A 22,577-nucleotide genomic window follows, 5' to 3' on the forward strand; every position below is an offset into this window, starting at 1 on the left:
TTCATCGGGCTTCGTGGAAGGTGCGGCTGATCACGTCGAGCTGCTGCTCACGTGTCAGGCGTACGAAGTTGACGGCGTACCCGGAGACCCGGATGGTCAACTCCGGGTATTTCTCGGGGTGGTGCATGGCGTCCTCCAGTGTCCGCCGGTCCAGGACGTTGACGTTCATGTGGAAGCCGCCGGAGGCGGTGTAGGCGTCGAGGATGCCGACCAGGTGGGCCGCGCGCTCCTCCGGACGGTGGCCCAGTCCCTCGGGTGTGATCGTCGTGGTCAGCGAGATGCCGTCCCGTGCCTGCGCGTACGGCAGCTTGGCCACCGACAGCGCGGAGGCGGCCACACCGTGCCGGTCGCGTCCGTTCATGGGGTTGGCGCCGGGTGCGAAGGGCTGTCCGGCGCGGCGGCCGTCGGGGGTGTTGCCGGTGTGCTTGCCGTAGACGACGTTCGAGGTGATGGTGAGCACCGACTGGGTGTGTTCGGCGTCGCGGTGGGCGGGGTGCTTGCGCACCTTGGCCATGAAGGACTCGACCAGCCCCACGGCCAGGGCGTCGGCGCGGTCGTCGTTGTTGCCGTAGGCGGGCCAGTCGCCCTCGGTCTCATAGTCCACGGCCAGTCCGGTGGCGTCGCGGACCACCTTGACCCGGCCGTACCTGACCGCCGACAGACTGTCCGCGGCGACCGACAGGCCCGCGATGCCGCAGGCCATGAACCGGTGCACCGGGTGGTCGTGGAGAGCCATCTCGATGCGTTCGTAGGCGTACTTGTCGTGCATGAAGTGGATGACGTTCAGCGTGTTGACGTAGGTGGCCGCCAGCCAGTCCAGCATCCGGTCGTACGCCGCCGACAGTTCCTCGTAGTCCAGGTACTCCCCGGTCAGTGCGGGTGTCCGGGGGCCGATCTGCTCGCCGGTCAGCTCGTCCCGGCCGCCGTTGACCGCGTACAGCAGCGCCTTGGCGAGGTTGACGCGCGCACCGAAGAACTGCATCTGCCTGCCGACCGCCATCGCCGACACGCAGCAGGCGATCGCCGTGTCGTCGCCGGTGCACGGCCGCATCAGGTCGTCGGACTCGTACTGGACGGCGCTGGTGTCGATGGACACCTGTGCGCAGAACTCCTTGAAGCCGGCCGGGAGCCGGGGCGACCAGAGCACGGTGAGGTTGGGCTCCGGGGCGGGACCGAGGTTGTGGAGCGTCTGCAGGAAGCGGAAGGAGGTGCGGGTGACGAGCGGGCGCCCGTCGGTGCCGAGGCCGCCGATGGACTCCGTCACCCAGGTCGGGTCGCCGGAGAACAGCGCGTCGTACTCCGGGGTGCGCAGGAACCGTACGATCCGCAGTTTGATGACGAAGTCGTCGATCAGTTCCTGGGCCCGGACCTCGTCGATCAGGCCCTCTGTCAGGTCCCGTTGGAGGAAGACGTCGAGGAACGTGGAGGTGCGGCCGAGCGACATCGCGGCGCCGTTCTGTTCCTTCACCGCGGCCAGGAAGCCGAGGTAGAGCCACTGCACGGCTTCGTGCGCGGTGGCGGCCGGGCGGGTGACGTCGCAGCCGTACGAGGCCGCCATCTCCGCCAGCTCGCCCAACGCCCTTACCTGCTCGGCCAGTTCCTCCCGGTCACGGATGACGTCCGGGTCGGAGGGCCGCGCGTCCAGCAGGGCCCGCTCGGCCTTCTTGGCCTCGGTCAGGCGGGCCGTGCCGTACAGCGCCACCCGGCGGTAGTCCCCGATGATGCGGCCACGCCCGTAGGCGTCGGGCAGGCCGGTGATGATCCCCGCCCGGCGGGCGGCCCGCATCTCGGGTGTGTAGGCGTCGAAGACACCGTCGTTGTGGGTCTTGCGGTAGGTCCCGAAGACCCGCGAGACGAAGGGGTCCACCTGGTGGCCGTACGCCTTCAGGCCGTTCTCCACCATGCGCAGTCCGCCGCCCGGCATGATCGCCCGCCGGAGGGGCGCGTCGGTCTGCAGGCCGACGATCAGCTCGCGGTCGCGGTCGATGTACCCCGGGCGGTGCGAGGTGATGGTGGAAGGCGTGGCCGGGTCGACGTCCAGGACGCCCTTGCGCCGTTCCTCGGGAAACAGTGCGCTGACCTTGTGCCAGACGGCCAGGGTGCGTTCGGTCGGACCGGCGAGGAACGCCGGGCCGCCCTCGTACGGCGTGTAGGTGGCCTGGATGAAGTCGCGTACGTCGATACGGTCCCGCCATCGCGTCCCGGCGAAGCCGCTCCACGCATCGGTCCGTCCGCTGTCGGCTTTCGCGGTCGCGGTCATCGTCGGTCGCCCCTTCCCTGTTCCACCTGTTCCACCTGTGCGGGTCTCCCTCTTCACATGCTCGTCCGGCGCGGTCGTCACGGGCAGTGCCGGACAGCGCCGACAGGTGGTCCGGCCGGCCCCGGAACGATGGGGCCGGGTGGACTCAGCCGTGCGGGACCACGGCGACGGGGCAGGCGACGTGGTGCAGCACCGCGTGGGCCACGGAGCCGATGTGCGTCCCGAGGTGGCTCTCCCGGATCCTTCGGCCCACCACCACGAGGCAGGCTTCGGACGAGGCGTGGATCAGGGCGCCGGCCGCCCGGCCCTCGGAGACGGTCTCGGTCACGGTGACTTCGGGATACTTCCCGCACCACGGACGCAGCGTCGCGACGACGGCGCGTTCCTGGCCGGCGAGCACTTCCGCCTTGGCCCCGGTGACCGCGTGCGGGTCGCCGCCGTCGGCCGAGGGCACGCTGAAGGCGTGGATCACCCGCAGTGCGGTGCCGTGCAGCCGGGCGGCCTCGAAGGCGAACTCGATCAGTTCGTCACAGGGATGCCGGACGTCCAGCCCCAGGACGACGTCGCGATACGGGGTCTTGGACCTCTCCTGCGAAGAGCCCTCCTTGCCGGGCGCCGTGGGGGCCTCGTCGACCGCGGCCTTGCCCGCACGGACGAGCACGACAGGGCGTACGGACCTGGCGACGACCCGCTGGGACACCGAGCCGAGCATGAACCCCGCGACACCGCCGAGTCCGCGGGAGCCGAGCACCAGCACGTCGGTGTCGTCGCTCCACGAGAGCAAGGCCCTGACCGGGGAGTCGGACACCAGCCGGGCGTCGACGGAGAGCTCGGGGTGCGCGGCCCGCACGCTGCCGACCACCTGGTCCAGGGTCTGCTGGGCCCATTCGTGCTCGGTGTTGCCCATGGGGACGGAGGCGGGCGGGCGGGGGTGCCACTGCCAGGCGTGCACCACCCTCAACGGGGCTCCGCGGCGCACGGCTTCCCGGGCCGCCCAGTGTGCGGTCGCGAGGCTCTCGACGGAACCGTCGACGCCCGTGGTGACATGGCGAAGCATGCTGCCTACCTCCTTGGTCCGCGGTCTGATGCCCTTCCCGTCGAGCTTCGTTCCGGAGCGGACCCGTGCGGAGGGTGCCGAAGGACCTCGGCCGAGTACCGGGCGGCCCGGTCATGGGGCCGGGTGGCCCATGGTCCCCGGCCGGGGCGCGGCAGGACGCTGTGGGCGCAAGGACCGCATGCACCCATGGAGGCACGTCATGAACGATCCCGTCACGTCGAGCATGCTGCGGGCCCTCCCCGCCGAACACCGGCAGCGGTTGATGGACCTCGCCCGCGAGGTGTCGTTCCAGGCGGGCACCCGCCTCTTCGAGGAGGGGGGACGGGCCGACCGCTTCTGGATCGTGCGCACCGGCACGGTCACTCTCGACATGCGGGTGCCCGGCCGGCGGGCAGCGGTCATCGAGACACTGGGACACAACCAACTCGCGGGCTGGTCCTGGCTGTTCGCGCCGCACACCTGGCACCTGGGCGCCGAGGCCACCACTCCCCTGCGGGCCTACGAGTTCGACGCCGCGGCCGTACGCGCCCTGTGCCGCAGCGATCCGGAGTTCGGCATGGCGGTCACCCAGTGGGTCGGTGACGTGCTGGCCCACCGGCTGCGCTCGGCCCGCACCCGGCTGCTGGACCTGTACGCCCCCTACGGCAGCGGCAGTCGCGTGTGACGAGGCCCCCGACCGAAGCGTTCAAGGAGGCATCATGCACGGCACGCCGCACGTCGTGAGCGATGTGATGACCCACGCCGTCGCCACGGTGGACCGCGAGACCTCGTTCAAGGAGATCGTGCGGACGATGCAGGATCGGAAGGTCAGCGCTCTGCCCGTCGTCGAAGGCGAGGGACGCGTGGTCGGCGTCGTCTCCGAGGCCGACCTGCTGCCCAAGGAGGAGTTCCGCGACAGCGACCCGGATCGCTATACCCAATTGCGCAGGCTCTCCGACCTCGCGAAGGCCGGCGCGCTCACCGCCGGGGAACTGATGACCTCCCCGGCCCTCACCACACCTCCCGACGCGACGCTCGCCCAGGCCGCCCGGACGATGGCACGCGCCAGGGTCAAGCGGCTCCCCGTCGTCGACGGATCGGGCACGCTGCGGGGCGTCGTCAGCCGCGCCGACCTGTTGAAGGTCTTCCTCCGGGACGACGAGGAGATGGCGGAGGAGGTACGGCGGGAGGTCGTGTCGTACCTGTTCCCGCCACCCTCGTCCTCCGTATGGACCGAGGTACGCGGTGGTGTGGTGAAGCTCAGCGGACACGTCCGGGACACGTCCCTGGTGCCGGTGGCCGCACGGCTGGCGCGGGCCGTCGAGGGCGTCGTGGACGTCGAGTTCGACCTCTCCGGGCACGAGCGTTCCTCATAGCGGCAGCGCCTTCCCCGGCGGCCTGGTGACGGTGTCCGGGGTGGCGGTGTCCGGGACGCCGATGTCCGGGGTGCCGGTGTTCGCGGGCTTGCCGGCGCGGACGACGGCGGAGTGCATGCCGTCGGCGACCGGGTGGGTCGGGGTGATCTCGATGTCCGTGAAACCGGCCGCCTCCAGCCCCCGGCGGTACTCCGCGAAGGACAGGGCTCCGGCGATGCAGCCGGCGTGGTCCCCGCGCTCGGCCCGCTGCCCGGGAGTGAGGGTGTCGTCGGCGACGACGTCCGAGACGCCCAGGCGGCCGCCGGGCCTGAGCACGCGGAAGGTCTCGGCGAAGACGGCGGACTTGTCGGTGGACAGGTTGATCACGCAGTTGGAGATGACGACGTCGACCGTGTCCGCGGGCAGCGGGATCGCCTCGATGGTGCCCTTGAGGAACTCGACGTTCGTCGCGCCCGCCTTCTCGGCGTTGGCCAGGGCCAGTGCCAGCATCTCCTCCGTCATGTCCAGTCCGTACGCCTTGCCGGTCGGGCCCACCCGGCGGGCGGACAGCAGGACGTCGATTCCGCCGCCCGAGCCGAGGTCGAGCACGCGTTCACCCGCGCGCAGTGCGGCGACGGCGGTCGGGTTGCCGCAGCCGAGCGAGGCCGCGACAGCCTCGGCGGGCAGGGTGTCGCGCTCGTCGGCTCCGTACAGGGCCGGTCCGAAGGTGTCGTCGGTCTCGACCGGCTGCGGTCCGCAGCAGCCGGTGCCGCCCTCGGTGGCGCTCACGGCCGTCGTGACCTTGAGAGCCGCTGCGGCGTACCGCCGGCGGACTGTTTCGCGGAGGTCGGTGGACTGCTCACTCATGTCTCACTCCCCGGTGAAGGACCGCGGTGCGGCCCGGAACGGCCTGTATCGACATTCATTGATACAAGCTTGCGCCTTGGATCGAAAGACGTCAATATAGAAGAATGCCGAAACAAGAGCTTGAGGTGATCGGCCAGGACAGCGCCTGCTGCCCCGGCCTGGCCGCCGCGCCGTTGGACGAGGACCAGGCGGCCGATCTGGCGAAGTTCTTCAAGGCCCTGGGCGACCCGGTCCGCCTGCGTCTGATGTCGATGATCGCCTCATGCGGCGAGCACGGCGAGGGCGATGCGGACGGCGAGCGCGGCGAGGTCTGCGTGTGCGAGCTGACCCCGGCCTTCGACCTGTCCCAGCCGACGATCTCCCACCACCTCAAGCTGTTGCGACAGGCCGGCCTCATCGACTGCGAACGCCGCGGGACATGGGTGTACTACTGGGTGCTGCCCGGCGTACTGGACCGGCTCGCCACGTTCCTGGCCACCCCGCGGCCTGCCGGAGCCCGCGCGTGAAGGAGCCACCCTCCATGGACACGTCCGCCCCACGCCCGTCGGTGCTCTTCGTCTGCGTCCACAACGCCGGCCGCTCCCAGATGGCCGCCGCCTTCCTCACCCACCTCGCGGGCGACCGTATCGAGGTCCGCTCGGCCGGCTCCGCCCCCGCCGGCGCCGTCAACCCGGCCGTGGTCGACGCGATGGCCGAGGCCGGCATCGACATCTCCGCCGAGACTCCGAAGATCCTCACGGTGGAGGCCGTCCAGGCGTCCGACGTCGTCATCACCATGGGCTGCGGCGACGCCTGCCCCGTCTTCCCCGGCAAGCGGTACCTCGACTGGCAGCTCGACGACCCGGCCGGTCAGGGCGTCGAGGCCGTCCGGCCCATCCGCGACGCGATCGAGACGCGCGTGCGCGCACTGATCTCCGAGGTGGCACCCGGCTGAGCCGGCCTTGACGGCCGTCCCTCCGCCGTCCCGTCCGCCATGCCTCCGCCATCGCGCAAGCGGTCCTCAGCCGGTTCTGCGTCCCCACCGGGGTCCGACCTGTGCCCACTCCTCGCCCCAGCGCTCGGTCGCCCGGTGCTCGACCCGCCGTCGGACGACGCGTCCGGCGGCCAGGATCACCAGACCGCCGCAGACGCAGGCTCCCGCGCCGGTCAGCATCGCGCGCGCCCGCGCCTCCGCCGAGCCCATCGGCGCGGGCACCAGGCGGCCGTGCCCGTCCGTCCACACCGGCACCGTGGTACCGGACTTCGTACCGGCCCGTACGGTCGCGCTGTCCGTACGCACGATTCCGTTGCCGTCGGTCCAGCGCACCTGTGCCCGTACCCGGGAACAGATGGCTCCGGTGGTCATGTCGACCACGTCGGCCGGCGCCGTCTCCAGAAGCACGGCGGACACCTCCCGGCGCTCTGCCCGACTCCGCGTCAGCGCGTTCTCCGTGCCCTGCGCGGCGACGGCTCCCGCGATGGCGCCGCCGACCGTCGCCAGAGCCCAGGCGATCAGGACGATCCACGCCTCCACCGCGTCACTGCGGCGCCGCAATGGATTGCGCCGCCAGCGCCAGCGCGAGATCTTCGTGGGCCGGGTCCTCCCCATCGTTCGCCCCCTCTCGTGGACGGATGAGTTCGAGGAACTGCCGTGCGGACCTGAAGTACGGAACCGCTCCGAACGTCTCACTTCCGAGGCCGCGGCGGCAGGTGCCTCAGGTCCGCGGTATCCGGGCCGTTCGGGGCCCGGCAAGGCCGTCCGGCCCCTCCTGGACGCGGCGCGCCGGGCGCACGCTGGATCCGCTCGCCAACCGAGCCCCGCCGTCCTGTCGGCGCGGGGCGGGGAGGAGTCCGCGATGCGATCCGCCGTTCTCGACGTCACCACCCTGGAGAACCTCGTCTCGGCGGCCGTGGCCGCCCCGTCGATCCACAACACCCAGCCGTGGCGCTTCCGGCTGGACCCGGACAGCCTGACGCTGGAGATCCGGGCAGCGGCGGAGCGCGGTCTGCGCCACACCGATCCGACCGGGCGGGGCCTGTATCTGTCCGTCGGGTGCGCGCTCCTCAACCTCCGGGTGGCGGTGGCGCACCACGGCTGGGAGCCGGTGTCCCGGTTGCTGCCCCGGCCGGACGAGCCGGATCTGCTGGCGACGGTACGGCCCAGCGGCACCGCCGCCGCTTCCTCCACGCCGCGCCTCTACGGGACGCTGTGGCGTCGGCACAGCAGCCGTTTCCCGTTCTCCGAGCGGCAGTTGCCCACGGCCGTCCTCACCGAACTCGCCGAGGCCGCCCATGTCGAGGGAGCTCGGCTGAGCGTTCCCGGTCCCGCTGAGAGCGACCGGCTCCTGCGTCTCACCCGCGAGGCGGAGCACCGCAACACGGCCGACCCCGACCGGGCCGCCGAGAGCCGCCGCTGGGTGCGCGCTCCGGCCGACGACGCCCTCGGCATACCGCCCGACGCGCTGGGACCGCAGGACTTCCGGGAGCGTCTTCCCCTGCGGGACTTCGGCGCGCACCGGCACCGCGACGCGCTCACCGCCCGCCCCTTCGAGGAACGGCCGTCGATCGCCGTGCTGTCCACGGCACACGACCGGCGGGCCGACTGGCTGCGCGCCGGACAGGCACTCGAACGCGTGCTGCTGGTGGCCACCGCGCACGGCGTACGCTCGTCCCTGCTGCACCAGGCCCTTGAGTGGCCGGACCTGCGGGAGCGGCTCATGGAAGCTCCCGGCGGCCGGGGTGCGAACGCCCAGATGGTGCTGCGTCTCGGATACGGTCCGCAGGGCCCGCCCTCCCCGCGTCGCACGGCTGAGCAGGTACTGGCCGAGGAACCGCTGTCGATCTCCCGCCGCACGCCCACGCGCTGACCACCGTGCCGGCGGGTGCGGCGTCGGCCGGACACCGTCGTCGACCGTCTCCGGTCCGGTCCGGTCCGGTCCGTCAAGGATGGGGCACCACGGCCACGGGACAGCCGACGTGATGGATCACCGCGTGGGTGACGGGTCCGGTGCGCGGACCCACCGGCCGCTCGGCCAGGCGATGCCCGACCACCACGAGCCCCGCGGCGGAGGCCGCCCGGATCAGCGCGGTCGACGCCTTCTCCTGCGGCACGCACTCCACGACCTCGACCCCGGGGTACTTGTCCCGCCACACCTGAAGCACCGCGGACATGAATCCCCGCCACTCCCGCGCCTGCTGGGGTTTGCCCGCCAGAGCCACGTCTCCCGGGCCCAGTTCGAACGCGGAGGGCTCCTGCCAGGCGTAGAGGACCCGCAACCGGGCGCCGCGCAGCCGGGCCGCCTCGAAGGCGAACTCGATCACGTCGTCGCTCGGGTCACCGGCGTCGAGACCGAGCACCACGTCCCGGTGCCGGGTCCGGTCGAAGGCACTTCCGTCTCCCGCACTGCCGGCCTCCGTACTCCCGTCGTCCGCGGGAAGGTACTCATCCGCCGCCTGCTCCCCCGCACGTACGAGCACCACGGGGCAGCTCGCCCTCGCCACCACGGCGAGAGCCACGGACCCCACCAGGAATCCGGTGAAGCCGCTGAGCCCGCGCGAGCCGAGTACCAACAGGTCGGCCCGGTCCGCCGCGTTCAACAGGGCGGCGCTCGCGGGCCCTTCGACCTGTTCGTCGGACAGCACGGCCGCCGGGCAGGCCCGGTGGACGCGTTCCTCGGCCCGGTGCAGGGCTCGGCGGGCCAGCTGCCGCCGCGCGGCGTCCGCCGCCTCGCCGTCCGCGCGGCGGGGATGCCAGTTCCTCGCGTGCAGGAGCAGCAGGGGGCGTTCGCGGCGTACGGCCTCACGGGCCGCCCACTCTGCTGCCGCGAAACTCTCCGCGGAGCCGTCGACTCCGGCCATCACGGGCGTGGGCATTCCGCACACCTCCAGTGTCTCGGTCTGCTTCTCATGACCAGCGTCGCTCCGTGCCGACCCGTCCGGCATGGGCCGCCAGGTCTTCGTCGAGGACCGTTGGGCCCCAGCTCAGCCATGCCGTCCGGCCCCGAACGGTCATCGCTCGGAAAGCGCCGCGGCCTCGGCACGTCCGAACGGCCGCCGCCCCTTTCGCCGGTCGGGGCGGCGGCCGGTGCGCGAGATCGCGCGTCTCCCCCGCCGCGTGGTTCTCGCGCGGGTGTCCTCGCGGCGTCCGGTGCCGGCGGGAGCGGGAGAGCACCGACCCGACAGGGGCCGCGGGGACAGGCCACGGGTGGGTCAGCCGCTCGACCGGTCCTGGTCGTGGGTGTCCACGAGTTCGGCCCCGATCCGCGACGCCCACGCCTCGATGGCGGTGAAGTCCCGGAAGTCCCCGCCTTTTCCGTTCCGGACGATCATCCGGGCGACGAAACCCTTCGCGCCCTCTTCGAGGCAGCCGCCGAAGGTGATGTGCTCCCTGACGTCCAGTCGGTCCATGGCCCGCCGCACGTCGGGCACGGGCGGGATGTCCCGTTCCGAGGCCGACGCGTCGAGCGGGCCGCTGCTGAACAGCCACACCGGCCGTGCGGCCAGCTCCGCACGGTGGCGGCGGAGGAACCGCCGGGCGTCGCGGTGCCAGCGCCCGGCGTAGAGGCCTCCTCCGACCACCACGGCGTCGTACGACGCGAGGGTCGCCGCCACGGACCGGGCCGGCAGCGGGTCGGCGGCCAGTCCGTCCTTGCGCAGGACCGCGGCGATGGCGTCGGCGATCCGCGCGGTCGATCCGTTCTTCGTCCCGTAGGCGACCAGCACACGCTTCGGCATGACGGTCCGCCTCCTCTCCGTCCCGTCTCGATCCCGCGTCAGGTCCTGCGCATCCAGGTGTCGGTGACACCGTGCAGCCCCTGCTCGTCGGGCTGGAACCGGTCGTCGTCCAGTCGGAAGGTGAGCTTGTCGACGACCGCGACCACACCGTCGATCTGGCGCGTCATCGAGACGGCGATCTTCGCCTCGCTCCGGCGCTCCAGGTGACCGGCCAGCGTGACGACTCCTTCGACCACCGACACCTCGACCGTCCGGGGTGCCAGCCACAGCGCCCGTACCACCACTTCGTCGATCACCACCTGGCGGATCTCCCGGTCGGGCCGCAGGAAGACCTGGAGCAGGTCGCGGCGGGTGACGATGCCGACGAGCCGGTCCTCCTCGTCCAGGACGGGCAGTCGTTCCACCCGCCGTCCGGCCATCGTGCGAGCGGCCTCGACGATGCTGTCGTCGGCGTGCACCGTCACGGGCGGGTCGGTCATCAGCTGCCCCGCGGTACGCGCCCGTGCCTTCGCGGCCTGCTTCCTGGCGCCGCGCCTCAGGCCGGCGAGCCGGCGGCGACGCTTCGGCGCGTACGGATCGGGGGTCTGCGCCTGCCGGGCCATCAGGTCCGTCTCGGAGATGACTCCGATGACCTTCTCGTCCTCGTCGACCACGGGCAGACCGCTGATCCGATGGCCTGCGAGCAGCCGTGCCACCTCCTTGAACGGGGTTCCGTACGCGGCCCGGACGACCTCCGTGGTCATCACGGAGCCGACCTTGTCGTGCTTCATGGTGGTTCCCTCCTCAGCGGAGTCGGCGCAGGTACGGGTCCTGGGGCCTGCGCGGCAGCAGGCGCACACGCGCATCGAGCACGGAGACCGTGTCCGGTGTCGCGAGAACGGGGTTGAAGTCGGCTTCGGCGAGCTGGGGCAGGTCGCTGGCCATGCGGGACAGGCGCAGCAGCACCTGTTCGAGGGCTTCGAGGTCGACCGGCCCGCCGCCCTTGGCTCCGAAGAGGAGGGGAGCGCAGCGCGGGGTCGTGATCAGATCGTGGACGTCGCGGTCGGTCAGCGGGGCGAGCCGGGCGGCGTGGTCGGCGAGCACCTCCGTCGCCGTCCCTCCGAGGCCGAACAGGACCAGCGGTCCGAAGACCTCGTCCTGGACGACGCCCGCGAGCAGTTCGGTGCCGCGCGGGGCGAGCGGCTGTATGACCACGCCCGTGAGCAGGCCCGCGAACCGTGTCTCGAAGTCCCGGAAGGCGGCCCGTACCTGGGAGTCGCCCTGGAGGTCGAGGTGGACGGCGTGCTGTTCGCTCTTGTGCAGCAGGCCCGGCCAGTGGGCCTTCATGACCACCCGGCCGTCGGGACCGCGCAGCCGCTCGGCGGCGATCACGGCGTCGTTCTCGGTCTCGGCCCAGGCCCACCTGAGCTGCGGAATGCCGTAGCAGGCGAGGAGTTCGGCGCAGGTGCGCGGGTCCAGCCAGCCGCCGTCGGGGTGCGCGGCCAGGAAGGTGTCGGCGACCTCGTGCGCGCGTTGCGTGTCGACTCCTTCGAGGTCCGGGACCGTCCCGGCGGGGCGGCTGAGCCAGGCCGCTCGGCGCGCGGCGTGGGCCAGGGCCCGTGCCGCCGCCCGGGGTTCGGCGTAGGAGGGGACGGCACTGCCGTCGGTGGCGGGCAGCAGCGTGACCGGAAGGTCCTGTTCGAGCCGCACGGCGACGACCGGCACCGCCCGGTGCCCGGGAACGAGGGTCCGGCCCGCCCGCTTGCGGTCCGGAGTCCGGGGCCGGGTCAGGGCCCGGATCAGGTCGTCACCGGTGGCCGCGGCCACCGCCGTGGGAACGAGGACCAGCAGCACGGCGTCGACAGCCGGGATACGTGTGATCCGCTCGACGCATGTCCGCAGCTGTTCCTCGGTGACGGCGGCGGTCGCGTCGACGGGGTTGCCGACCGCTGCGCCCTCGGGCAGTGCGGCGAGCAGGTCGTCGACCGTCTCCGGGGTGAACGGCGGCAGGGCGAGCCCCGCCTCCGCGCAGGCGTCGGCCGCCAGGACTCCTGCGCCGCCCGCGTTGGTGACGATCGCGACGCGGGTGCCGGCGGGCAGCGGCTGGGAGTGCATCAGGGCGGCGGCTTCGAGGAGTTCGGCGACCGAGTGCGTGGCGGTGACACCCGCTTGGAAGAACAGGGCCTGCCGCGTCATCGTCCGGGTGGCGGCGGCCGCCGTGTGCGAGGCTGCGGCGCGGCGGCCCGCGTCGGTGCGTCCGGCGTCGACGGTGAGGACGGGCATGCGCCGGGTCACCCGACGCGCGGTGCGCGAGAAGGAGCGTGGGTTTCCGAAGGACTCCAGATGCAGCAGGGCGAGGTCGGTCCGGCCGTCGCACTCCCACCACTGGAGCATGTCGTTGCCGCTGACGTCGTACTTGTCGCCGAGGGAGACGAAGGAGGACACCCCGATGCCCAGGCGCGCCAGCCCGCCGAGCAGCGCGATGCCCACCCCACCGGACTGCACGGCCACGCCGGCGGTGCCGGGGCGCGGGTGGTCGGCGGCGAAGGTGGCGTCGAGCCGCAGCTCGGGATCGGTGTTGGAGAGTCCCAGGCAGTTGGGCCCGACGAGCCGCATCCCGAACGTACGGCACGCCTCCATGAGCGCCTGGGCCTGCGCGCTGTCCAGACCGGCGGAGACGACGAGCAGGGCGCGGACACCGGCCTTGCCGCACTCCTCGGCGGTGGCCGGTACCGCGACGGCCGGGACCGCGACGACGACCAGGTCGGGAGTCCTGGGCAGGGCGCTGACCGACGGGTAGGACGGCACGCCGAGAATCGACGTGGCCGAGGGGTTCACCGCGAGGAGCCGCCGGGTGTAGCCGCCCGCATGCAGATGGCGCAGGACGGCGCGCCCCACCGATCCGGCCTTGCGGCCCGCACCCGCGACGGCGACGACCTCGGGCCGCAGGAGGGGCTCCAGGCTCGCGAGGTCGGCGGCGCGCCCTCGGGCCTCCACGGCCGTCAGGTAGGCGTCGCTCTCGGCGAGGTCGACGGTGCAGCGCACCTCCGGCCCCTCGAAGCGGCGGGCCGTGCGCAGACCGAGATCGGCGAACAGCTGGAGAACCTCGTGGTTCTCGCTGAGCGCGTCGGCGGTGAAGGTGCCGATGCCCTCCGCGCGGGCGGCCGAGACCAGATGCTCCACGAGCAGGGTGCCGATGCCCCGGTGGTGGAGTCCGTCGGCGACGGCGATGGAGATCTCGGCCTCGTCACCGCCGCCCTGCGTGTCGTATTCGGCCAGGCCGATCACCTGGCCCCGTGTCTCGGCCAGCAGAGCCCGGTAGCCGGGTCGCGGCGGGGCGCAGGCACGGTCGGCGGCCAGTTCGGCGGAGCGCCGGCTCGCCGCGAAGAACCTCAGCCGCAGGTTGTCCGGGGACATCTCCTCGTACAGTCCCCGCAGCTGGTCGTGGTCTCCCCGCGCCACGGGACGGATGCACACGGTGGTGCCGTCCGCGAGCAGGGCGTGGACCATGGGCCGGCTTCCTGTTTCGTCCGTCATCGCGGGTCTCCTCCAGGCCTCTGGGCACTTCGAGCATCCAGCGGTCCGGGCCGCGCCCCCATGGGCTGTACGGGGTGGGATGAGGGCCGGTCGGCCCCAGGGCCCCGGCCGTGCGGCAGGCCCGCGGGGCCCGGCCACGGACCCTGGCCGGTGGCCGGGGTGCGCGGCCGGTCGTCGGTCAGTACCGTGCTGTCCTGGTGTCCGACCTCGGGCAGGGTGGTTCCGTCAGGTCCGCGAGCAGGGGAGGCGGCATGGCCGACAAGAAGGCGGCGACTCTGCCGCGCAAACCGTACGAGCGTGAACTGCTGCGCCTGCAGACCGAGTTGGTGAAGCTCCAGGAGTGGGTCCGGGCGGAGGGCGCACGGCTCGTGGTCGTCTTCGAGGGACGCGACGCGGCGGGCAAGGGCGGCACCATCAAACGGGTCGCCGAGCATCTCAATCCGCGGGTCGCCCGGATCGTGGCCCTGCCGAAGCCGACGGAGCGGCAGCGCACCCAGTGGTACTTCCAGCGCTACGCGGAGCACCTGCCCGCGGCCGGGGAGATCGTGCTGTTCGACCGCAGCTGGTACAACCGGGCCGGGGTCGAGCACGTCATGGGCTTCTGTACGAAGCAGGAGTACCAGCTGTTCCTGCGCCAGTGTCCGATCTTCGAGCGGATGCTGGTGGAGGAGGGGATCGTGCTGCGCAAGTACTGGTTCTCGGTGAGCGACGCCGTCCAGGAGGACCGGTTCCGGCGGCGGCTCGACGATCCGGTGCGGCGCTGGAAGCTCTCGCCGATGGACCTGGAGTCGATCACCCACTGGGAGGCGTACTCACGGGCCAAGGACGAGATGCTGGTCCACACGGACATCGCCGAGGCGCCCTGGTTCGTCGTCGAGAGCGACGACAAGCGGCGGGCCCGCCTGAACATGATCGCCCATCTGCTGGGTTCGTTGCCCTACCACGACGTCCCGCCGCCGGTGCTGGAGCTGCCGAAGCGACCGCCGTCGATGGGCTACGAGCGACCGCCGCGCGATCTGCAGACGTACGTCCCCGACCACGCGGCAAGCCTGTGACCGCGCGTCCGGCACCTGACCAGGCACCGGCGCACGGCCCTGTTCACATCGGCTGACGGCCGGCCGCGTCACCGCCCGGTTCGTCGGCGAGGACGATCGAGGCCCGGATGCGTTTGCCGACCGGTTCCCGATGGATCTCGAAGCTCCGGCACACCGCCATGACGATCTCCAGACCGTGCTGTCCGATCCGCGCGGGGTTCGGTGGCAGGACCTGCGGCAACGTGGCGTCGCTGTCCCACACCGTCACCGCGACGGCTCCTTCGCCGGCCTCCAGAGTCATCACGCAGGGACCCGGAGCGTGCTTACGGGCATTGGTCACCAGCTCGGACACCACCAGCTGAACCATTGCGATCGCCCGCGAGGACACCGGAACCCCGTGCTCGACCTGCAAGGATTCCAAGAATGCGCGGGCCGCGTCGCGGGAATCGCCGATCCCCGCGGTGCCCTCCACCACAGCGGTGACCGCTGCGTAGGTGTCCGTCAGTCGCTGCCGGCCTTTTTCCTGCCCAGCCAGATTCATACATTCCGCCTCACTGCCGAAGCGCTCTTACCGGATGTCGCTTACCCCGGAAACATCACCTCACCGGAAATTCGGCGAACGATTCCGGCCGGGCCGCCGCCGCCCATGATCGTGTTCTGGTCCGGCGTACGCGTCAGCCGTGCGCCACGACGGCGACGGGGGCTGCGGCGTGGTGCAGGACGGCGTGCGTGACGGGGCCTATGTGCGCGCCGAAGGGGCTGTGCCGGATCCGTCGGCCGACGACGACCAGGGAGGCTTCGCGGGACGCGTCCACCAGGTGATGGGCCGCGCTGCCGTAGCGGGCCCGCTCGACGACCTCGACGGTGGGGAACTTGCGCCGCCACGGGCGCAGCACCTCGGTGAGGGCCGCGGCCCGCTGCTTGGCCAGTTCCTCGTGGAGGCCGAGGTCCGCCGGGATTCCGTAGGCGTAGTAGGGCGGCGGGTTCCAGCCGTGCACGACCCGCAGACCGGACTCCCGCCGTAGCGCGGCGTCGAACGCGAACTCGATCACCGTGTCGTGCGGGCCGTCGGTGTCGAGGCCGAGGAGCACGGGTCGGAAGGGGCTCGCCGCGGAGGGGATACCGGCCGGGTCCATCGCGTGTTCGTCGGCCGCCTGCTCCCCCGCGCGGACCAGGACCACGGGGCCCTCCGTCCGGGCGACGACGGCCAGGCCGACGGAACCCAGCAGGAAACCTCCGACACCGCTCATGCCCCGGGAGCCGAGGACCAGCAGTTCGGCGTCCTTCGCCGTACGCGTCAGCACCTCGCTGGGCCGGCCGGCCAGCTGCTCCGCGCTCACGTCCACGCCGGGGTGGCGCAGCCGGACGCCTTCGGTGGCCTCGCGGGGAATGCGTTCGGTCCAGTGCTGCTGTGTCTCGGCTCCGACGAGCGGCGCCTGGGCGATGGGTTCGGGGGCCGGCTCCCAGACGTGGACGAGCTTGAGCGGCAGGCCCCGCAGTTTCGCCTCGCGGGCGGCCCACTCGACGGCGGCCAGACTCTCGGCCGATCCGTCGAGACCTGCGACAACCGTGCGGACCATGGTGTTGCCTCCTGAGGGGTGAGGTGGTTCCGGCTTCGGGGGCGGGGGGTGTGGCCTGATGCGGGGGCCGCTGGTTCCCGGCTCGGCCGAACGAGCCGCTGTTTCCCGGCTCGGGCCGAACGGCCCGCGACCGGCGGACGCGGCGGGCCCTTGCCGGGTCCGCCGCGTCCCTCGCGGTCACCGCAGCCAGCGATGGTCGCGGACCACCGGGATCCGCTCCCAGATCCTGCCCAGTCCCCAGGTGACACCGGCACCGGCCACCGCGAGGGCGATCAGGACCACGGCGTAGATCACGTGGTAGTCGACGAAGGGATTCGTCGACATGCTCGGCGCGCCGTCGGAGAGGTGCTTCGCCGGGGGCCACTCGGCGATCCACATCAGCGCCATCATCGCGGTCCCGGCCAGCGCGGCCAGTCGCAGCGCGACACCGGCGGTGACGGCGATCCCCACGCCCAGCAGGCCGAGCATGAACAGCCAGTCGGCCCACGTGGCCCCGGCCCACTCGTGGAACGTGGACTCCATCGGCCCGACGGCCACACCACTGAGGAATCCCTTGGTCGGTGAGCCGCCGTCGATCCAGCCCTTGCCGGACGGCGTCGCGTAACCGAGGCCGAACGTCTTGTCCAGGAACGCCCACAGGAAGACGAACCCGGTCAGCAGACGCAGCGACGCGAAGGCGTAGGCACGTGCGGTGCGCGTGTCGGTGAGCGTCGACACCGCGTCCCCGGCGGCGGAGGGGGTCCGGTTCTTGCGCGACGACCGTAGAGGGAAGCCCGGACTCCGGTGAGGGTGCTCGTGCACGGCCATGGTGGTGATCCCTTCGAGGTTGGTCCCGTCGGTTTCTGACACCTCTCACTCTCGGCCCCGGGGGCGCTTCGCGCCGGATGCCGAAGGTCCGCGACTGCGAGGCTGAACGTCCCTCTCCGCAAGGCCTGTTGGGCTGCGGCCGGAGTGACTCCCTTGCGTTTCCGGACTTCCCGGAGGGCGAGAGGCGTGTGCAGGCCTCCGTCGCACCCCGTCGACGACAGGGGCTCCGGTCACGTCACGCGGAGGGTTCGTCAGGGCTGTCGGCGCTGCTGCCGTCCGGTCTGCCGAGCGGGCCGCGCCGCAGAGTCCGCCGTTGCCATGTCGAGCAGGAGCATGGCGTCGTGGTCGGGAGTGCCGGGATCGGCCGCGTAGACGCTCAGGCGCTGGCCGGGGGTGTCCTCAAGGTGCATGCTCTGGGCGCTGAGGGTGAGGACCCCGACCTGGGGGTGATGGAAAGTCTTGTGGATCTTCTTGCGGCCGGCCACTTCGTAGCGCTCCCACAGCTTGGCGAAGTCAGAGCTCTTGACCAGGAGTTCGCCCACCAGACCGGTGAGGTCGGAGGCGTCCGGGTCGGTACCGGCCAGGGCCCGCAGCCGGGCGACGCAACCGCGGACCTGGTGGTCCCAGTCGGGGAAGAGGGTGCGCGCGGTGGGGTGGAGGAAGAGGTAGCGGGCGAGGTTGCGCTGCGTGGCGGGCCAGTCGTCGAGGCCCGCGTACAGGGCGAGTCCGCCGGGGTTCCAGGCGAGCAGGTCCATGCTGCGGCTGATGACGTAGGCCGGATCGGGCCGCATGGTCTCCAGGATCAGCTTCAGGTGGGGACGCACGGTACGGCCGGGCGGCGGCGCCGGCTCGGCGGCGTACCGCGCGGCCAGAGCGGCCAGCTCGCGCAGGTGCTGGTGCTCGGCGTCGTCGAGCCGCAGGGCGCGGGCGAGGGCGTCCAGTACGGCGGGGCTGGGACGGGTCTCCTTGCCGCGCTCCAGGCGCACGTAGTAGTCGATGCTGATGCCGGCGAGCGTGGCCAGTTCCTCGCGGCGCAGCCCGGGGGTGCGGCGCAGGCCGGTGCCCGCGGTGAGACCCACCTGCTCGGGGCGGGTCTGGTTGCGGCGGGCGTGCAGGAACCGGCCCAGTTCCCGGTCGGCGCTCCTGCCGGTGCTGTGCTCGGATGCCATACCGCCAGTGTCACACCGCGCTGACCTGCGTGGCTGGTGCAAGGGGGGCCCTGTCACACCCCCGAACGTCACTCCCCTGCACGACTCGGCCTGCCACCTGGGCGGAAGAGGAGCGAGGCTCGGTGATTGTCAGCACCAGAATGTGGCCCTGCCCTCCGAAGGAAGTCCCCATGCACATCGTCACCCTCAACAACGGCGTCGAGATGCCGATCCTCGGTTTCGGCGTGTTCCAGATCCCCGCGGAGGAGACCGAGCGGGCCGTCACCGAGGCCCTGGCCGCCGGCTACCGGATGCTCGACACGGCATCCTCCTACCAGAACGAGGAGGCCGTCGGCCGCGCGATCAGGAGCAGCGGCATTCCGCGCGCGGACCTGTTCGTCACCACCAAGCTGTACGTCCAGGACGCTCCCGCGGAGGAGAACACCAAGCGTGCCTTCGAGACATCGCTGGAAAAGCTGGGCCTGGACCACGTCGACCTGTATCTGATGCACCAGCCCTACGGTGACGTGTACGGCCAGTGGCGTGCCATGGAGGACCTGCACCGCGCGGGCCTGAGCCGGGCCATCGGTGTCTCCAACTTCTACCCGGACCGACTCCTCGACCTCGTCATCAACAACGAGATCACCCCGGCGGTCAACCAGATCGAGACCCATCCGTTCTTCCAGCGCGCCGACTACCAGGAGCTCATGCGCGAGCACGGCGTCCAGATCGAGTCGTGGGGCGGCTTCGCCGAGGGCAGGAACGACCTCTTCGGCAATCCGGTCCTGAACGGCATCGGCGAGCAGCACGGCAAGTCGGTGGCGCAGGTCGTGCTCCGCTGGCTGACCCAGCGCGGGGTCGTCGCCATCCCCAAGTCGGTCCGCGCCGACCGGATGGCCGAGAACCTCGACGTCTTCGACTTCGAACTCACCGGCGAACAGATGGCGTCCATCGCCGCCCTGGACACCGGCAGTTCACTGTTCTTCGACCACCACGACCCGAAGATGGTCAGCTGGCTCAGCGCGCGGCGCCTGGACGGCTGACCCGGAGGACGCCACCCACCTCACCGGGTGGGACCTGAACGTCTCTCGGAAGCGGGTCAGCGTTCGAGCATGCTCAGGCCCGCCCCGGTGTGGGTGTCTCCGGCCGCCGGCGGGAGGCCGGAGAGCTTCACGAGGACCTCGGCGCCGAGCCGGAGGCCGTCGGCGGCGGTGTTCTCCTCCACGCGGGTCACGCGCTTGGTGCCGGGGATGGGGGCGAGGTCGTCGCCCTGGGCGAGCAGCCAGGCGATGGCGACCTGCGCGGGTGTGGCACCCACCTCCGCGGCGATGGCCTGGACCTCGTCCGCGAGCGCCAGATTCCGCCGGAAGTTCTCGCCGGTGAAGCGCGGGTTCCCCCGCCGGAAGTCTCCTTCTTCGAAGTCGCTCTCGCTGCGCACGGTCCCGGTGAGGAAACCGTGCCCGAGCGGCGCGAACGGCACCAGGCCGATACCCAGTTCCCGCAGGACGGGCAGGACCCGGTCCTCGATACCGCGCGTCCACAGCGAGTACTCGGACTGCACGGCGGTGACGGGGTGGACGGCGTGGGCGCGACGGATGGTGTCCGGTCCGGCCTCGGACAGTCCGAAGTGGCGGACCTTGCCCTCGGCGATCAGTTCGGCGACGGCGCCCGCGGTCTCCTCGATGGGCGTGTTCGGGTCGACGCGGTGCTGGTAGCAGAGGTCGATGTGGTCGGTGCCGAGCCGTTCGAGGGAGCCTTCGACGGACGTGCGGATGTTGGCGGGACCGGAGTTGAGGTTCCAGGCGCCGGAGCCACCGTGGTCGATCATGCCGAACTTGGTGGCGAGCACGACCTGATCGCGCCGGCCCTTCAAGGCCCGGCCGACCAGGTCCTCGTTGATGTAGGGACCGTAGATCTCCGCGGTGTCGATCAGCGTGACGCCGAGATCGACGGCGCGGTGGATGGTACGGACGGATTCCGCGTCATCGCTTCCGGCACCGGTCAGACCGTGGGACATGCCCATCGCGCCCAGACCGATGCGCGAGACCTGCAGGTCACCGAGCTTGATGTACTTCATGGTTGCGCGCTTCTCCTGTCGGCTTGCGTTCCGGACACGGTCAACCCTGCGCCTCGGCGTCCGCGGGAGGCAGGCCGAGCTGTGCCAGGGGACGACGAGCGGGGGTACGACAGGACCTCCCTCGGCAGGCAGGCAGGCAGGCAGGTCGCCGCGGCGGAGCCGGAGCGAGGTGAGGCCGGAGCGAGGGAGGAAGCCGGAGCGGGGGGACGAGCCCGGGCCGAGGGCCGCGGTGCCGCGCGGCCCTCACGCCTCGTTCAGGCCGGCGCCTCCGACGCCGCGAGGAACGTGGCCACCAGTTCTCGCGCCCAGTCGCTGGAGGCCGGCTGGGCGCTGAAGATGGCGCGGTAGTACAGCGGTCCGAGCAGGAAATCGACGGCGTTCTCCACCGCGGGGGCACGGCCGCCGCGGGAGCGCTCGCGCTCGATGATGGCGCTCAGCTGCTCATGGCGGTCCCCGATGCAGGCGCAGCCGCCGTCCGGCCCGGAGCCGATGGTGGCGCGCATGAGAGCGAGGGTGTCGGGGTCCCTGAGGTCGGTGGCCACGTCCCCCAGCCAGCGTTCCAGGTCACCGGTGAGCGTCCCGGTGTCGGGCACGACGACGTCGCCGCTGAACCGGCTGGTGGCCACGTCGCCGAGGAGCTGAGCGGGTGAGCCCCAGCGCCGGTACACCGTGGTCGGGTGCACGCCCGCGCGGGCGGCGACGGCGGGAATCGTCAGGGCCTCCGCGGGTTCCTCCGCGAGGAGCTGTGCGACGGCGTGATGTACGGCCGCGCGGACCTTCGCCGAGCGACCGCCGGGGCGTACCTGAGCTTGAGCGTCAACCATGGGGAAATTATCGCACTGATCGTTGCGTTAGTGGTAGCGTCCTTAACGCATCGATCACTGCGTTTGGAGAGAGTCGTGTCCGTCTCCGCCCTGCCCGAGAACGACAACCCGATACCGCCCCCGCCCGATACCGCCCGGCCCCGCCGAAGCCGTCGCGAACTCGGTCGCCCGACCGCCTTCGCCGCCATCGCCGTCGTCTTCGTGCTCTTCATGGCCGCGTCCAGCGCGCCGTCCCCCCTCTACGTCGTCTACCAGCAGCAGTGGGACTTCTCCGCGACCACCCTCACCACGGTGTTCGCCGTCTACGTGCTCGGGATGATCGCGGCCCTGCTGGTGCTCGGCTCCCTGTCCGACCATCTCGGCCGCCGCCCGGTACTGCTCTCCGCGATCACGCTCGAAGCCGCGTCGATGGCGCTCTTCCTGGTCGCCGACAGCGTCTCCCTGCTGCTGACCGCACGACTGGTCCAGGGCATCGCCACCGGGGCCGCCATGACGGCACTCGGCGCGGCCCTGGCCGACCTGAACCCCACCCACGCACCGCACCGCGCCGGCGTCGTCACCGGCGCCGCACCCACCTTCGGACTGGGGCTCGGCGCTCTGGGCTGCGGCTTCCTCGTCGAGTACGGGCCGCACCCGACCCGCCTCGTGTACGTGCTGCTGCTGGCGGGCCTTGTCCTGGCCGCGGCCGTGGTCGCGGCCCTGCCCGAGACGTCGCTGCGGCGACCCGGAGCCGCCCGCTCGCTCCAGCCGCGCCTCAAGGTGGCACCCCACCTCCGGGCGGACCTGCTGCGCCTGGTGCCGATCCTCGTCGCGAGCTGGGCGCTGGGCGGCCTGTACCTCTCACTCGGACCGTCGGTCGCCGTGGGCCTGTTCGGCCTCTCCAGTCACGTCGTCGGCGGACTGGTGGTCACCCTGCTGACCGTACCGGCCTGCCTGACCGCGATCGCGCTGCGCGGCTGGCCCGTCGCCCGCACCCTCGCACTCGGCGCCGGCCTCCTGCTCACCGGCACGGTCGTCGCCCTGACCGGGGTCGAGGAGGACTCGCTGCTCACCGCGGCGCTCGGCACCGTGGTCGCCGGGGTCGGATTCGGCGCCTCCTCCCTCGCGAGCTTCGGCACGCTGGCCCGGATGGCCGCGCCCTCCGAACGCGGCGAGCTGTTCTCCGTGGCGTTCGTGATCTCCTACCTGTCCTTCAGCGTCCCCGCCGTCGTCGCCGGGATCGCCACCACCCGTACGGGGCTCCACGAGACGTCCGTCGCCTACGCCGCCACGGTCGCCTTCCTCGCCGCCCTCGCCCTGCTCGCCCAGTGGCTCCGCTCCCGCCGCACCCCGGAACGCGTCACCTGCCCCCAGACGTGAC

22 protein-coding genes are annotated in these 22,577 nt (G+C 71.9%); 8 read left to right on the forward strand and 14 right to left on the reverse strand.

Annotation, left to right across the window (positions count from 1 at the left end; all coding sequences use genetic code 11):
* Position 1: 1 nt before the first annotated feature.
* Both pflB and J8N05_RS22595 read right to left on the reverse strand, forming a co-directional pair.
* Positions 2–2,260 carry a formate C-acetyltransferase gene (gene pflB, locus J8N05_RS22590; RefSeq protein ID WP_210885306.1) on the reverse strand — a complete coding sequence of 753 codons (2,259 nt, stop codon included), beginning with the start codon at positions 2,258–2,260 and terminating at the stop codon, positions 2–4.
* Between the two features lie 145 nt (positions 2,261–2,405).
* Positions 2,406–3,317, reverse strand: coding sequence for a universal stress protein (locus J8N05_RS22595; RefSeq protein WP_210885308.1), 912 nt, complete (start codon positions 3,315–3,317; stop codon positions 2,406–2,408).
* 199 nt (positions 3,318–3,516) lie between these two features.
* Between J8N05_RS22595 and J8N05_RS22600 the strand changes: the two genes are divergently transcribed.
* Both J8N05_RS22600 and J8N05_RS22605 read left to right on the forward strand, forming a co-directional pair.
* Positions 3,517–3,981 (forward strand): cyclic nucleotide-binding domain-containing protein, encoded by a 465-nt coding sequence (locus J8N05_RS22600; protein ID WP_210885310.1) that lies wholly within the window; start codon positions 3,517–3,519, stop codon positions 3,979–3,981.
* A 34-nt stretch (positions 3,982–4,015) separates the two neighbouring features.
* Complete coding sequence (locus J8N05_RS22605) at positions 4,016–4,672, forward strand: CBS domain-containing protein (RefSeq protein ID WP_210885312.1); 657 nt, start codon at positions 4,016–4,018, stop codon at positions 4,670–4,672.
* Here J8N05_RS22605 and arsM read toward each other — a convergent pair.
* Positions 4,667–5,518 carry an arsenite methyltransferase gene (gene arsM / locus J8N05_RS22610; protein WP_210885315.1) on the reverse strand — a complete coding sequence of 284 codons (852 nt, stop codon included), beginning with the start codon at positions 5,516–5,518 and terminating at the stop codon, positions 4,667–4,669. The genes J8N05_RS22605 and arsM overlap by 6 nt on opposite strands.
* 104 nt (positions 5,519–5,622) lie before the next feature.
* Here arsM and J8N05_RS22615 point away from each other — a divergent pair, with 104 nt between their 5' ends.
* Positions 5,623–6,024 carry an ArsR/SmtB family transcription factor gene (locus J8N05_RS22615; RefSeq protein ID WP_210885317.1) on the forward strand — a complete coding sequence of 134 codons (402 nt, stop codon included), beginning with the start codon at positions 5,623–5,625 and terminating at the stop codon, positions 6,022–6,024.
* A gap of 14 nt (positions 6,025–6,038) precedes the next feature.
* Positions 6,039–6,452: an arsenate reductase ArsC gene (locus J8N05_RS22620; protein WP_210885318.1), complete on the forward strand. Its 414-nt coding sequence runs from the start codon at positions 6,039–6,041 to the stop codon at positions 6,450–6,452.
* Between the two features lie 66 nt (positions 6,453–6,518).
* Here the strand turns inward: J8N05_RS22620 and J8N05_RS22625 are convergent, their stop codons facing one another.
* A complete protein-coding gene (locus J8N05_RS22625) occupies positions 6,519–7,106 on the reverse strand; it encodes an Rv1733c family protein (RefSeq protein WP_210885320.1) in 588 nt (195 codons plus the stop codon).
* 247 nt (positions 7,107–7,353) lie between these two features.
* On the opposite strand from J8N05_RS22625, the gene J8N05_RS22630 reads away from it, so the two are divergent.
* Positions 7,354–8,364, forward strand: coding sequence for an Acg family FMN-binding oxidoreductase (locus J8N05_RS22630; protein ID WP_210885321.1), 1,011 nt, complete (start codon positions 7,354–7,356; stop codon positions 8,362–8,364).
* Positions 8,365–8,437: 73 nt separating this feature from the next.
* Here the strand turns inward: J8N05_RS22630 and J8N05_RS22635 are convergent, their stop codons facing one another.
* The 4 genes from J8N05_RS22635 to J8N05_RS22650 all read right to left on the reverse strand — a co-directional run bounded on the left by J8N05_RS22635 (position 8,438) and on the right by J8N05_RS22650 (position 13,747).
* Positions 8,438–9,370, reverse strand: a complete 933-nt coding sequence (locus J8N05_RS22635; RefSeq protein ID WP_210885323.1) for a universal stress protein — start codon at positions 9,368–9,370, stop codon at positions 8,438–8,440.
* Positions 9,371–9,706: 336 nt separating this feature from the next.
* Entirely contained in the window at positions 9,707–10,231 is a 525-nt protein-coding gene (locus tag J8N05_RS22640; protein ID WP_210885325.1) for a flavodoxin domain-containing protein, read from the reverse strand.
* 38 nt (positions 10,232–10,269) lie between these two features.
* Positions 10,270–11,001 carry a CBS domain-containing protein gene (locus J8N05_RS22645; protein ID WP_210885327.1) on the reverse strand — a complete coding sequence of 244 codons (732 nt, stop codon included), beginning with the start codon at positions 10,999–11,001 and terminating at the stop codon, positions 10,270–10,272.
* Positions 11,002–11,014: 13 nt separating this feature from the next.
* A complete protein-coding gene (locus tag J8N05_RS22650; protein ID WP_210885329.1) occupies positions 11,015–13,747 on the reverse strand; it encodes a bifunctional acetate--CoA ligase family protein/GNAT family N-acetyltransferase in 2,733 nt (910 codons plus the stop codon).
* Positions 13,748–13,998: 251 nt separating this feature from the next.
* Here J8N05_RS22650 and ppk2 point away from each other — a divergent pair, with 251 nt between their 5' ends.
* Positions 13,999–14,802, forward strand: a complete 804-nt coding sequence (gene ppk2 / locus J8N05_RS22655; RefSeq protein ID WP_210885330.1) for a polyphosphate kinase 2 — start codon at positions 13,999–14,001, stop codon at positions 14,800–14,802.
* 43 nt (positions 14,803–14,845) lie between these two features.
* On the opposite strand, the gene J8N05_RS22660 is transcribed toward ppk2, so the two are convergent.
* The 4 genes from J8N05_RS22660 to J8N05_RS22675 all read right to left on the reverse strand — a co-directional run bounded on the left by J8N05_RS22660 (position 14,846) and on the right by J8N05_RS22675 (position 18,337).
* The gene (locus J8N05_RS22660) at positions 14,846–15,256 is read right to left on the reverse strand and encodes an ATP-binding protein (protein ID WP_456339980.1); all 411 of its coding nucleotides are present in this window, start codon (positions 15,254–15,256) and stop codon (positions 14,846–14,848) included.
* A gap of 199 nt (positions 15,257–15,455) precedes the next feature.
* A complete protein-coding gene (locus tag J8N05_RS22665) occupies positions 15,456–16,361 on the reverse strand; it encodes a universal stress protein (RefSeq protein ID WP_210885334.1) in 906 nt (301 codons plus the stop codon).
* A 177-nt stretch (positions 16,362–16,538) separates the two neighbouring features.
* On the reverse strand, positions 16,539–17,168 hold the full coding sequence (locus tag J8N05_RS22670) for a DoxX family protein (protein WP_210890310.1): 630 nt from the start codon (positions 17,166–17,168) through the stop codon (positions 16,539–16,541).
* Between the two features lie 251 nt (positions 17,169–17,419).
* Entirely contained in the window at positions 17,420–18,337 is a 918-nt protein-coding gene (locus tag J8N05_RS22675) for a helix-turn-helix transcriptional regulator (protein WP_210885336.1), read from the reverse strand.
* Between the two features lie 170 nt (positions 18,338–18,507).
* Here J8N05_RS22675 and J8N05_RS22680 point away from each other — a divergent pair, with 170 nt between their 5' ends.
* Positions 18,508–19,359: an aldo/keto reductase gene (locus J8N05_RS22680; RefSeq protein ID WP_210885339.1), complete on the forward strand. Its 852-nt coding sequence runs from the start codon at positions 18,508–18,510 to the stop codon at positions 19,357–19,359.
* Positions 19,360–19,415: 56 nt separating this feature from the next.
* Here the strand turns inward: J8N05_RS22680 and J8N05_RS22685 are convergent, their stop codons facing one another.
* Positions 19,416–20,393 carry an aldo/keto reductase gene (locus J8N05_RS22685; RefSeq protein ID WP_210885342.1) on the reverse strand — a complete coding sequence of 326 codons (978 nt, stop codon included), beginning with the start codon at positions 20,391–20,393 and terminating at the stop codon, positions 19,416–19,418.
* A gap of 254 nt (positions 20,394–20,647) precedes the next feature.
* Positions 20,648–21,217 carry a TetR/AcrR family transcriptional regulator gene (locus J8N05_RS22690; RefSeq protein WP_210885345.1) on the reverse strand — a complete coding sequence of 190 codons (570 nt, stop codon included), beginning with the start codon at positions 21,215–21,217 and terminating at the stop codon, positions 20,648–20,650.
* Between the two features lie 75 nt (positions 21,218–21,292).
* Between J8N05_RS22690 and J8N05_RS22695 the strand changes: the two genes are divergently transcribed.
* Positions 21,293–22,576, forward strand: a complete 1,284-nt coding sequence (locus tag J8N05_RS22695) for an MFS transporter (RefSeq protein WP_210885348.1) — start codon at positions 21,293–21,295, stop codon at positions 22,574–22,576.
* Position 22,577 lies beyond the last annotated feature (1 nt).

Source organism: Streptomyces liliiviolaceus, assembly GCF_018070025.1.
Classification (GTDB): Bacteria; Actinomycetota; Actinomycetes; order Streptomycetales; family Streptomycetaceae; genus Streptomyces; species Streptomyces liliiviolaceus.